The 12,010-nt window shown below is 65.4% G+C and carries 10 protein-coding genes; 5 read left to right on the top strand and 5 right to left on the bottom strand.

Features of this window, described 5'->3' with window-relative positions:
- Positions 1-4: 4 nt before the first annotated feature.
- The 3 genes from AC1RDS_RS00920 (at position 5) to AC1RDS_RS00910 (ending at position 3,878) form a co-directional block, all read left to right on the top strand.
- Positions 5-937, top strand: a complete 933-nt coding sequence (locus AC1RDS_RS00920) for an electron transfer flavoprotein subunit alpha/FixB family protein (RefSeq protein WP_492226614.1) — start codon at positions 5-7, stop codon at positions 935-937.
- Positions 938-1,009: 72 nt separating this feature from the next.
- A complete protein-coding gene (locus tag AC1RDS_RS00915; protein WP_348682397.1) occupies positions 1,010-2,800 on the top strand; it encodes an acyl-CoA dehydrogenase in 1,791 nt (596 codons plus the stop codon).
- Between the two features lie 124 nt (positions 2,801-2,924).
- Positions 2,925-3,878, top strand: a complete 954-nt coding sequence (locus tag AC1RDS_RS00910; protein WP_348682398.1) for an NAD(P)H-dependent flavin oxidoreductase — start codon at positions 2,925-2,927, stop codon at positions 3,876-3,878.
- Between the two features lie 919 nt (positions 3,879-4,797).
- Here the strand turns inward: AC1RDS_RS00910 and AC1RDS_RS00905 are convergent.
- The 3 genes from AC1RDS_RS00905 to AC1RDS_RS00895 are packed head-to-tail and all read right to left on the bottom strand — an operon-like array spanning position 4,798 to position 7,766.
- Entirely contained in the window at positions 4,798-5,808 is a 1,011-nt protein-coding gene (locus AC1RDS_RS00905; RefSeq protein ID WP_092700683.1) for a cytochrome d ubiquinol oxidase subunit II, read from the bottom strand.
- A 9-nt stretch (positions 5,809-5,817) separates the two neighbouring features.
- Positions 5,818-7,182: a cytochrome ubiquinol oxidase subunit I gene (locus AC1RDS_RS00900; protein WP_092700685.1), complete on the bottom strand. Its 1,365-nt coding sequence runs from the start codon at positions 7,180-7,182 to the stop codon at positions 5,818-5,820.
- A gap of 2 nt (positions 7,183-7,184) precedes the next feature.
- The gene (locus AC1RDS_RS00895; RefSeq protein ID WP_092700688.1) at positions 7,185-7,766 is read right to left on the bottom strand and encodes a GbsR/MarR family transcriptional regulator; all 582 of its coding nucleotides are present in this window, start codon (positions 7,764-7,766) and stop codon (positions 7,185-7,187) included.
- Between the two features lie 208 nt (positions 7,767-7,974).
- Between AC1RDS_RS00895 and AC1RDS_RS00890 the strand changes: the two genes are divergently transcribed.
- A complete protein-coding gene (locus AC1RDS_RS00890; protein ID WP_092700691.1) occupies positions 7,975-9,105 on the top strand; it encodes an acyltransferase family protein in 1,131 nt (376 codons plus the stop codon).
- 13 nt (positions 9,106-9,118) lie between these two features.
- On the opposite strand, the gene rnk is transcribed toward AC1RDS_RS00890, so the two are convergent.
- On the bottom strand, positions 9,119-9,532 hold the full coding sequence (rnk, locus tag AC1RDS_RS00885; protein WP_092700694.1) for a nucleoside diphosphate kinase regulator: 414 nt from the start codon (positions 9,530-9,532) through the stop codon (positions 9,119-9,121).
- Positions 9,533-9,661: 129 nt separating this feature from the next.
- Between rnk and AC1RDS_RS00880 the strand changes: the two genes are divergently transcribed.
- The gene (locus AC1RDS_RS00880) at positions 9,662-10,813 is read left to right on the top strand and encodes a PA0069 family radical SAM protein (protein WP_287880198.1); all 1,152 of its coding nucleotides are present in this window, start codon (positions 9,662-9,664) and stop codon (positions 10,811-10,813) included.
- 46 nt (positions 10,814-10,859) lie between these two features.
- Here the strand turns inward: AC1RDS_RS00880 and AC1RDS_RS00875 are convergent, their stop codons facing one another.
- Positions 10,860-11,939, bottom strand: a complete 1,080-nt coding sequence (locus AC1RDS_RS00875; protein WP_092700700.1) for a sodium-dependent bicarbonate transport family permease — start codon at positions 11,937-11,939, stop codon at positions 10,860-10,862.
- Positions 11,940-12,010 lie beyond the last annotated feature (71 nt).

The raw sequence follows: 12,010 nt of genomic DNA, 5'->3' as shown, positions 1-12,010 counted from the left end.
AGAAATGACCACCCTCGTTATTGCCGAACACGACAACGCCACCATCAAGGGCGCCACCCTCAACACCGTCACCGCCGCAGCCGCCTGCGGTGGCGAAGTCCACATCCTGGTCGCCGGCCACAACGCAGGCGCCGCCGCCCAGGCCGCTGCACAAATTGCCGGCGTCGCCAAAGTCATCCACGCCGACGCCCCCGGCCTCGAACACGGCCTGGCCGAGAACGTCGCAGCGCAAGTGCTGGCCATCGCAGGCAACTACAGCCACATCCTGTTCCCCGCCACCGCAGGCGGCAAGAACGTCGCCCCCCGCGTGGCCGCCAAGCTCGACGTCGCCCAGATCAGCGACATCACCAAGGTGGTGAGCCAAGACACCTTCGAGCGCCCCATCTACGCCGGCAACGCCATCGCCACCGTGCAAAGCGCAGACAGCGTCAAGATCATCACCGTGCGCACCACCGGCTTTGACGCCGCAGCTGCCACCGGTGGCTGCGCCGCAGTGGAAACCGCAACCGCCACCAACGATGCAGGCAAGAGCAAGTTCATGGGCAGCGAAATCGCCAAGAGCGACCGCCCCGAGCTGACCGCCGCCAAGATCATCGTCTCGGGTGGTCGGGCCCTGGGCAGCAAGGAAAAGTTCGACGAAGTCATGACCCCGCTGGCCGACAAGCTCGGCGCTGCTCTGGGTGCCAGCCGCGCAGCGGTGGACGCGGGCTACGCCCCCAACGACTGGCAAGTGGGCCAGACCGGCAAGATCGTGGCGCCGCAGCTGTACGTGGCAGCGGGCATCTCGGGGGCGATCCAGCACCTGGCGGGCATGAAGGACTCGAAGGTGATCGTGGCGATCAACAAGGATCCCGAGGCGCCGATCTTCAGCGTGGCCGACTATGGGCTGGAGGCGGATCTGTTTGCGGCTGTTCCGGAACTGGTCAAGGCGCTTTAAAGCCTGTCCGCCCGCAAAAAGGCATCGCTTGCGATGCCTTTTTTTTGACATTGCATCCTCTCGGAGAACCCCATGAGCTACACCGCCCCCGTCAAGGACATGCTGTTCAACATGCAGCACCTGGCCCATATTGAACAGATCGCGCAGATCCCCGGCTTCGAGGACGCCGGCCTGGACACCGCCGCTGCCGTGCTGGAAGAGTGCGCCAGGTTCACCGAGGGCGTGCTGGCTCCGCTCAACTTCGAGGGCGACAAGAATCCGTCGTCCTGGAAGGACGGCGTGGTCACCGCCACGCCGGGCTTCAAGGACGCGTTTCGCCAGTTCACCGAAGGCGGCTGGCAGGGCCTGCAGCACCCGCAAGACTTCGGCGGCCAGGGTTTGCCCAAGACCATTGGCGCGGCCTGCACGGAAATGCTCAACAGCGCCAACATGAGCTTCGCGCTGTGCCCGCTGCTGACCGATGGCGCCATCGAGGCGCTGCTGACCGCCGGCAGCGACGAGCTCAAGGCTATCTACCTCGAGAAACTCATCTCCGGCCAGTGGACCGGCACCATGAACCTGACCGAGCCGCAGGCCGGCTCCGACCTCGCGCTCGTGCGTACCAGGGCCGAGCCGCAGCCCGACGGCACGTACAAGGTTTTCGGTACCAAGATCTTCATCACCTGGGGCGAGCACGACATGGCCGAGAACATCGTCCACCTCGTGCTGGCCCGCGTGGCGGGAGCGCCCGAGGGCGTGAAGGGCATCAGCCTGTTCGTCGTGCCCAAATTCCTCGTCAACCAGGATGGCAGCCTGGGCGCGCGCAACGATGCACATTGCGTGAGCATCGAGCACAAGCTGGGCATCAAGGCCAGCCCCACGGCTGTGCTGCAGTTTGGCGACCATGGTGGCGCCGTGGGCTACCTGGTGGGCCAGGAGAACCGTGGCCTGGAATACATGTTCATCATGATGAACGCCGCGCGCTATGGCGTGGGCATGCAGGGCATCGCGGTGGCCGAGCGCGCCTACCAGAAGGCCGTGCAGTACGCCAAGGACCGCGTGCAGAGCCGCCCCGTGGACGGCAGCATCAACGCCAGCGCAGCCATCATCCACCACCCGGACGTGCGCCGCATGCTCATGACCATGCGCGCCACCACAGAAGGCTGCCGCGCCATGGCCACCGTGGCGGCGGCTGCCTATGATGCCGCCCACCACCACCCCGATGCCGAGGTGCGCAAGCAGAACGCCACGTTCTATGAATTCATGGTGCCGCTGGTCAAGGGCTACAGCACCGAGATGAGCCCGGAAGTCGCCAGCCTGGGCGTGCAGGTGCACGGCGGCATGGGCTTCATCGAGGAAACGGGCGCGGCGCAGTACTACCGCGACGCCAAGATCCTGACCATCTACGAAGGCACCACCGCCATCCAGGCCAACGACCTGGTGGGCCGCAAGACCGCGCGCGACGGCGGCCAGACGGCCAGGGCGATTGCCGCGCAGATCGAAAAAACCGAAGCCGAACTGCTGGCCAGCGGCACCCCCGCCGCCAAGACCGTGGCGCGCCGGCTTGCGGCGGCACGCCAGGCCTTCCTGGATGTGGTGGACTTCGTCATCGGGGGCGCCAAGGTCAGCCCCAATGCGGTTTTTGCCGGCAGCGTGCCTTATCTCCTGCTGGCAGGCAAGCTCGTGGCGGGCTGGCAGCTGGCGCGCAGCCTGCTGGTGGCCGAGGACCTGTTGCCCAAGGGACAGGACGAAGCCTTCCTGCGCGCAAAAATCACCACGGCGCAGTTCTATGCCGAGCACATCCTGGTCAAGGCACCGGGCCTGCGCGACAGCATTGTCGAAGGCGCCGCCAGCGTGACCGATCTGGCGCTGGACGCCTTCTGAGACTGCCTGCCCTGTGAAAGCTCCCTGCGGTGCAGGGACTGTCTGCTAAAAAATGATAGCTGCTAGCGCTTTTGGAATAAGCGCTAAAGGCATGTTTCATTCATATTTTCGGAAAGTTGTTGCCATGTCGAAACTGCCCCCCGTGTTGCAGAACCTGTCACTGCCCGTGATCGCATCGCCGCTGTTCATCATCAGCAACCCCAAGCTGGTGATCGAGCAGTGCAAGGCCGGCGTGGTGGGAGCCATGCCCGCGCTCAACGCCCGCCCCGCCGAGCTGCTGGACGAGTGGCTGGCCGAGATCACCGAAGCCCTGGCCGCCTACAACCAGGCCCACCCCGACAAGTCTGCCGCGCCCTTTGCCATCAACCAGATCGTGCACAAGAGCAACGACCGGCTGGAGCATGACATGCAGGTCTGCGCCAAGTACAAGGTGCCGATCATCATCACCAGCCTGGGCGCCCGCGAAGACGTGAACCAGGCCGTGCATGCCTGGGGCGGCATCGTGCTGCACGACATCATCAACAACAAGTTCGCGCACAAGGCAATTGAAAAGGGCGCCGACGGCCTGATCGCCGTGGCGGCCGGCGCGGGTGGCCATGCGGGCGTGAAGAGCCCGTTTGCGCTGATCCAGGAGATCCGCCAGTGGTTCGACGGCCCGGTGGCGCTCAGCGGCTCCATTGCCAGCGGCGGCGCGGTGCTGGCCGCGCAGGCCATGGGTGCGGACTTTGGCTACATCGGCTCGGCCTTCATTGCCACGCACGAGGCGCGGGCCTCGGATGCCTACAAGCAGGCCATCGTGGAAGGCAGTTCGGACGACATCGTCTACAGCAACCTGTTCACCGGCGTGCACGGCAACTACCTGGCGCCGTCGATCCGCGCGGCGGGCATGGACCCGGACAACCTGCCCGAGTCCGACCCGAGCAAGATGAACTTTGGTGGCGACGCCAAGAAGGCGTGGAAGGATATCTGGGGTTGCGGGCAGGGTATCGGGGCGATCAATGCAGTGACCAGTACGGCGGAGCTGGTGGCCAAACTGCGGGGTGAGTATGAGGCGGCGCGGGCGCGGTTGAAGTTGTAATTTTGGCTGTGGCGCTTGTGTGTCTTGCGCTGGCAGCTATTGTTTTTGTGGTTTTGACTATGCCTTGGCTGAGGTCGGAGGCCGGGTCTCGGCCCGGCGGCCGACTCACTTTCTTTTGCTTCGCCAAAAGAAAGTAAGCAAAGAAAAGGCGACCCTGCTGTCTGCGACGGGTTTTTGGGGTCAGAGCCCCAATTCACCGAGCCTACGGCTCGCCCCGAAGGGGTGCGGTGCTACGCATCGCAGTGAAATGGGTGTCTGACCCCAAAAACCCGCAACCTGGGGTGCTCGGTCGCGGGGCGCGCCGTGGAACTCACTTCGCTGCTGCACAGCTGCGTTCAGACAACCACGGCGAGTCAGTTGACGAAGCGGGTGTGTCCTGCGGCACACCCGCTCACCCCGCGCCCTGCGCGCCCCAGGCGCAGCCAGAAGGGCTTGGGGCAGCCAAACAACCAACAGCCCCACGGGCCATCGCTGCGCTCGGCCCCCTCTCGCGGGCGCAAGCGCCTCGCGCTGCGCAACCTGGGCCGAGCGCAGCGATGGCCCGAACGGATGTTTGGCCGCTACCCCATCTGGCTGCGCCTGCGGCGGGGCGGTTGCGGGGTGAGCATGGGCGCCAGTGCGCCCATGCCTCGTCAACTGACTCGCCGTGGTTGTCCGAGCGGCGCGCAGCGCAAAGCGAGTTCCACGGCGCACCCCGCAACCGCTCCGACGCAGGTTTGCCCCCACGCATAGCGTGGGGGTCGCAGACTGTGGGTCGCCTTTCTTTTGGGTACGTTTCTTTGGCGAAGCAAAGAAAAGTACCTCGCCCGCCGGGGCGAGACCCGGCCTCCGCCCTCAGCAAACGCACGCAGCAAACTGCAAAAACAATAGCTACGAGCGCAATCCAGCAAATTGCCGAACCCCAATCCAACCCCAAAACTCACAACCCGTAAGTCAACTCCCGCGCCTTCCCCCAGAACACCCGGTACATGAAGATGGTGTACAGAATGATTGCCGGCAGCGTGATCGCCACCCCCACCCCGATCACCGCCAGCGATTCGGTGGCGCTGGCCGCCTCCCACACCGTCAGCCGGTCGATCACGATGTAGGGATAGATGCTGTAGGCCAGCCCGAAGAAGGCCAGTACGAAGATCAGCACGGTGGCCGCGAACACGATCCAGCCATAACCAGCCGCTACCACGCGCGGTGCTGCCAGCACATGGCGGATGGCAAAGAACGCCGCCACGCACGCCAGCGGAATCGGCAGCAGGGCGAACAGCTCGGGCAGCACAAACCATTTGTCGAACACCGTGCGGCTGACCAGCGGCGTGGCCAGCGAGATTCCCATGAGCGCGAAGCCCATGGGCCACAGGGCGCCCTGGCCCCAGCGGGCGGCCTTGCGCTGCAGTTCGCCATCGGTCTTCATGATGAGCCAGCCCACGCCCAGCATGGCGTAGGCGGCGGGCAGGGTGAGCGCGATGCCGGTGGCAAACAGCATTCCCCACAGGTCACGCTGAAAGCCCGTGATGTAGGCGCCCAGCATCCAGCCCTGGGACAGCGTCGTGACCAGCGAGCCGGCGGCGAACACGCGGTTCCAGGTGGCCTTGTGGGCGTCGCGGGCCTTGACGCGAAAGTCGAATGCCACGCCGCGCAGCACCAGGCCCAGCAGCATCACCGCCACGGGCAGGTACAGGGCCGACAGCACCATGCCGTGCGCCATCGGAAAGCAGATCAGCAGCACGCCGATGCCCAGCACCAGCCAGGTCTCGTTGGCGTCCCAGAAGGGGCCGATGCTGGACACCATCACGTCTTTTTCGGCATCGGTGGCGAAGGGCAGCAGCATGCCAACGCCCAGGTCGTAGCCGTCCAGGATCACATAGGCCAGCAGCGCCAGGCCCATGATGGCCATGAAGATCAGGGGCAGGGCCGTGGCCCAGGTCAGCGTTTCCATGGGGGTTCCTCAACTGGCTTGAGCGGGTGCCGGGGGCGCCACGGCGGGCAGGGGCAGGGTCGAGTGCTCGGCCATGTACTTGATCACGCCGACATAGGCCGTGAGCAGCAGCACATAGACCGTGAGATAGGCCGCCAGCGTGCCGGCGACCATGGCGGGTGCGTGCGGTGCCACGGCGTCTGCCGTCCTGAACAGGCCATAGACCAGATAGGGCTGGCGACCGATTTCGGTCACGTACCAGCCGGCCAGCGTGGCCACCCAGCCCGAGAACGCCATGCCCACCAGCGTGTACAGCAAGGGGCGGGGCAGGGTGGCAAGGTCGTGTGCGCGGCGCCGGTACAGCACCCAGGCGGCCACCCAGGCAACGGCCAGCATCAGCAGGCCCAGGCCCACCATCACGCGAAAACCCCAGAAAACGGGCGCCACGGGCGGGTGGGCGCCGGGAAATTCGTTCAGGCCCTTGAGTTCCGCGTCGGCGTCGTGCGCCAGGATCAGACTGGCCCCCTTGGGGATCTGCAGGGCGTAGTCGGTGCGGCTTTCCTTCTCGTTGGGCCAGCCGAACAGTGTGAGGGGAGCGCCTTTTTCGGTGTGCCAGATGCCTTCGATGGCGGCGATCTTGGCGGGCTGGTGCTGCAGCGTGTTCAGGCCGTGCAGGTCGCCCATGAAGATCTGCAGCGGAATCACGAGGGCCACGGCCGTGATGGCGGTGCGCAGTGCCTTGCGCGTGCCCTCGGTGGCCGTGCCCTTGAGGAGCTGCCATGCGCTCACCCCGGCGATCAGAAAGCCTGCCGTGAGGGCCGAGGCCAGCAGCTTGTGGCCCAGGCGGTAGGGGAACGAGGGGTTGAACACGATGGCCAGCCAGTCCACCGCATGGAACTTGCCATCGATGATTTCGTAGCCGGCGGGCGTCTGCATCCACGAGTTCAGGCTCAGGATCCAGAAGGCCGACAGCGTGGTGCCAAAAGCCACCATCAGCGTAGCCACCAGGTGCACACGGTCGGACACGCGGCCGCGGCCGAACAGCATGATGCCCAGGAACGTGGCTTCGAGGAAGAAGGCGGAGAGCACCTCATAGCCCAGCAGCGGCCCGGCGATGTTGCCCGCGTGTTCCATGAAGCCCGGCCAGTTGGTGCCGAACTGGAAGCTCATGGTGATGCCCGAGACCACGCCCATGGCAAAGGTCAGCGCGAACACCTTGGTCCAGAAATAGTAGGCCTGCTCCCAGCCCGCCGCAGCCGGAGTGCCACGCGTGGCGTCGTGGCGCAGGCGGAAGAACACCAGGAACCAGCACAGCGCGATCGTGATGGTGGGAAACAGGATGTGGAAACTGATGTTGGCGGCAAATTGCAGCCGCGACAGCATGAAGGTGTCCATCGTCAAACCCCCTTGTCCTTGGCGGCGGCGCCTTTGCCGGTGAGCCGGTCCTTGAATTCGAGCACGCGGGTGACGGCCGTGCCCATGCCCATCAGCTGCATCGCCGTTTCGGGGGCGAGGCGCTGCACGTCGTCAAACCAGGTCATGAGCCGGTCGATCAGCTCGTGCATGTCGCGCATGCGCTCCTGGGCATGGCGCTCTTCGTCCGACGTGGGCGCTTCGAGCAGCGCCATGCGCAGCATGGACAACGTGGGCTCGATCTCGCGGCGGCGGCGTTCTTCGGCCAGCACGCGGAAGATCTCCCACACATCCTTGGGCGCCTCGAAGTACTCGCGCCGGTCGCCGGGCTGGTGGCTGAGCTTGACCAGGCGCCAGGATTGCAGCTCCTTGAGGCCCATGCTCACGTTGGAGCGCGAAAACTCCAGGGCTTCGGCAATCTCGTCCGCATTCAGCGGGCGGGGCGACAGGAAGATGAGGGCATACATCTGGCCCACGGTGCGGTTGATGCCCCAGCGGCTGCCCATTTCGCCGAAATGGGCCACGAACTGGCGATTCAAAGGAGGTAAATGATTGACATAGGTCATGGACACGCATTGTGCCTGTGATTTATCGAATTTTCAGTAATTACTGAAAATTCGATAAATTCAAGAGATGTTGAAAAAAGCGATGACCTGGGTACCTGCCGAGCGGGTCCCGGTACGGGCTCCAGCACGCGTTTGCCAGAAAGTGGACAATAGAAGGTTTTTCGCCCCGCGCCATGGCAGGCACCCTGCCGCCGCTCTGCTTTTCTGCATGACCTCTGCTCACTCCCGCACGCCGCTGATCGACATGGCCAAGGGCCTTGCCTGCGCCGCCATCGTGTGGCATCACCTTGCTTTTTATGGCCCCATGTCGGACATCGCGCAGCCGCTGGCACCGGATTTGATGGCTTGGCTGTACGAGTACGGGCGCATGGCCGTGCAGGTGTTTCTGGTGCTGGGCGGTTATCTTGCAGCCAGCAGCCTGGCGCCCCGGGGGCTGGCGCGGTTTGACAGCGCCAGCCAGCAGATCGCACGGCGTTTCGTGCGGCTGGTGGTGCCCTATGCCGTGGCGCTGTTGCTGGCCGTGGTGGTGGCGGCGCTGGTGCGCAACTGGACGGATCACCCCTCGGTGCCCGGTGCGCCCGATCTGGCCCAGCTGGTGGCCAATGCGCTGCTGCTGCAGGACATCGTGGGCGAAGAGGCGCTGTCGGCGGGCGTATGGTACGTCGCCATCGACTTTCAGCTTTTCGTGTGTTCCGTGCTGCTGTTCGCGCTGGTGCGGGCGTTTTGCACCGGAGAGCGGACGCACCACGCCGCCTGGGCGGGGCGTGCGCTGGTGGTGGGCGGCACGGCCGCCTCGTTGCTGGCGTTCAATCGCCAGCCGCAAATCGATATGTGGGCCCTGTATTTCCTGGGCGCCTATGGTATGGGCATGATGGCCTATTGGGCAGTGCAGGCACCGCGCGCCGGCGGGTGGATGGCGGCCATTGCCGTGCTGGGTGCCGCCGCCCTGGCGCTGGATTTCCGGGAGCGTATTGCCGTGGCGCTGGTGACGGCGCTCGCGCTGGCATGGGCGCTGCGGTCACCCCGCTGGCGGCAGTGGCCGGGGCTCGCACCGGTGGTGCGGCTCGGGCAGCGGTCGTACTCGGTGTTTCTGGTGCACTTTCCGGTGTGCCTGCTGGTCAATGCGGTGGTCGGCCACCTGTGGCCCGAATCGCCCGCCTGGAATGCGCTGGGCATGCTGGCGGCCTTCGCCTTGTCGCTGATGGCGGGGTGGCAGCTGTATGAGCGTGTGGAGCGCCATGTGCCGTCCTGGAGCACGGCGCTGCGCTGGCAGGCCGGGCTGGTGGGCACCGGCATGCTGGTGGCGGTGACCACCAGCCATTGGGGCCTGATGGCGTGATTGCTCCTGCCGTTCAGCGGTGCAGTTCGCCCGCACTCTCGGGCTGGTAGACGATGCTTTTCACCCGCACGGTCATGGCCTTGCCGCCAGGGCCGGGCCAGGCCAGTTCATCGCCCACCGACAGGCCCAGCAAGGCACTGCCCACGGGGGCAAAGATCGAGATGCGGTCGGCGCTGCCGTCCATGTCGCGTGGGTACACCAGTGTCAGGCAGAACTCCTTGCCGGTTTCCTGCATCGTGAACTGCACCGTGGAGTTCATGGTCACCACATTCGGCGGAATTTCCTCGGGCGCCAGCACATCGGCGCGGTCCAGCTCTGCCTGCAGGTCGGCCTTGCCCGGGAAAACGCTGGTCGGAATCGCCGCCAGCAATGCCTCAATGCGGTCCAGGTCCAGGGATGACAGGATGATCTGGGGTTTGCGCGCCATGCAGTACCTCGAAAGCTAGTTGTAAAGGCCGGGACTGTAGTGGATCGCGAATCTCGCACTGCATAGCGTGGTCAAAGCGGGTGCGGTTTCTTGCATGGATAAGCTAAAAAACTGTATATTTGTACAGTTATGCAAAGTGAAGCCCACCCCGATGATCTGCCCGGCGGCTTGCCGCCCGAAGCGCGCATTTCCATCCACGCCATTCGCGGCCGGGGTGCCGCCACGTTCATGCCCCACCGGTTCATGCACGATACCCGCACGGCAGTGGATGATGGCTGGGATTTCCCACTGGAGGATGCGGGCCAGGCCGTGCCGCCACCCACCCGCGTGCACCTGGAAACCGCACGCAGCGCGCTGTGCGCCAACGACTCTCCCGACATCTTTTTTGACCACTCGGTCAACCCCTACCGGGGTTGTGAGCATGGCTGCGTCTATTGCTATGCCCGGCCCACGCACAGTTATCTGAACCTGTCGCCAGGGCTGGATTTCGAGACGCAGATCATTGCCAAGCACAACATTGCCGCGGTGTTGCGCTCCGAGCTGTCACGCCCTGGCCATGTGCCGCGCCTGCTGAATATCGGCTCGGCCACCGACTGCTACCAGCCGGTGGAGCGCGAGCTGCGGCTCACGCGCGGCGTGATCGAGGTGCTGCGCGATGCGCGGCATCCATTTTCGCTCCTCACCAAGAGCAGTGGGGTCGAGCGCGACCTCGACCTGCTGGTGCCGCTGGCGGCGCAGCGCCTGGCGGCGGTGTATGTGACCATCACCACGCTGGATGCGCAGCTGGCCCGGCGCATGGAGCCGCGCGCGGCCGCGCCGCACCGGCGCCTGCGCACCATCCAAACCCTGGCCGAGGCCGGCGTGCCCGTGGGGGTGAGCGTGGCGCCGCAGATTCCCTTCATCACCGAAGACATGGAGCAGGTGCTGGAGGCCGCGCGCGATGCGGGTGCGCGCAGCGCCTTCTACACCGTGCTGCGCCTGCCCTGGGAGCTGGATGCGCTGTTTCGCGAATGGCTGGCGCTGCATTACCCCCAGCGCGCCGCCCGCGTGATGGCCCGCGTGCAAGATCTGCACAACCTCGACAACGCCCAGCGCGGCGCAGGCAAAACCTACGACAGCGACTACACGACCCGCATGAAGGGCAGCGGCCTGTGGGCCGACCTGCTGCGCCAGCGCTTCACCGGCGCCTGCCGCAGGCTGGGGCTGAACCGCGAGCGCGTGGAACTGGACCTGGACCAGTTTCGCCCGGGGCTGGCTCGGGGGCAGGGCAGCCTGTTCTGAGCCGGCTGCGCGGCTGTGGCGCCGAGAGGGTGAAGGCTGGTGCGAACTATCCTTGCCACAGCCGCTGCACCACCTGCGTGTACAGCGGAATGCCCAGCACGATATTGAGCGGAAACGTCACCCCCAGCGACAGGCTGACATACAGCGAGGGTTCTGCCTCGGGGATGGCAAAGCGCACCACCGCGGGCACGGCGATGTACGACGCGCTGGCCGCCAACACCGCCAGCAGCACGGCGTCGCCCACGGGCACCTGCAGCAGCCAGGCCAGAGCAACCGCCAGGCTGGCATGCAGCAACGGCCCCAGCACCGCATAGGCCAGCAGCCAGGGCGATTGCCGGCGCACGGCGGGCAGGTTGCGCGCGGTAGAAAGTCCCATGTCCAGCAAGAACAGGCACAGCATGCCCTTGAACAGGTCGCCCGAGAAGGGCTGCATGGCTGCCTTGCCTGCATCGCCCGTCACCAGGCCAATCACCATGGCACCCAGCAGCAGCAATTGCGTGCCATCGGTAAACGATTCGTGCAGGATCTTGCCTATCGCCAGGCGCGGCCCCGGTGGGGCCGTTGCTGTGCCACCGTTGCCCATGGCCCCCGCGCCCAGGGTTGCCCCACCCACCGATGCCATCGCCACCACGGGCTGCACGCGGGTGATGGGAATTGCGGCAGTTGCCGGCGCCGCCTGACGCTGCCGCAGTGCATTGGCCAGCATCACTGCCAGGATGATGGCTGGTGACTCCATCAGTGCCATGACGGCCGCCATGTAGCCGCCGTAGGGCACCGATTGCGACTCCAGGTACTGCGTGGCCGTCACAAACGTCACCGCGCTCACCGATCCATAGGTGGCCGCCACGGCCGCTGCGTTGAAGCCCGACAGCACGCGCCGCAGCACCACATAGCCCGCCAGCGGCACCACCACGGCCAGCAGCACCGCCAGCCCCAGGCTGCTGGCAACGCTGGGAGTAAAGCCCGATGCCGCCAGCGCAAAGCCGCCCTTCAGGCCCAGCGCCATCAGCAGGTAGATCGACAAGAATTTCGAGATGGCCGCAGGCATCTCCAGGTTGGAGCGGACCAGGCCCGCAAACACCCCCAGGGCAAAAAATAGGACCGCAGGGTCCAGCAAGCTGTGCATCGTTCAACTCCTTTGGCCGGAATGCTATGCAGTCCATAGTGCAAAGTAAAATCGATTCGAATGCAGTCATC

The organism is Acidovorax sp. GW823-FHT02H02, assembly GCF_058797075.1.
The sequence above is the reverse complement of the archived record's forward strand: the minus strand, read 5'-3'. Positions and strand labels throughout refer to the sequence as shown.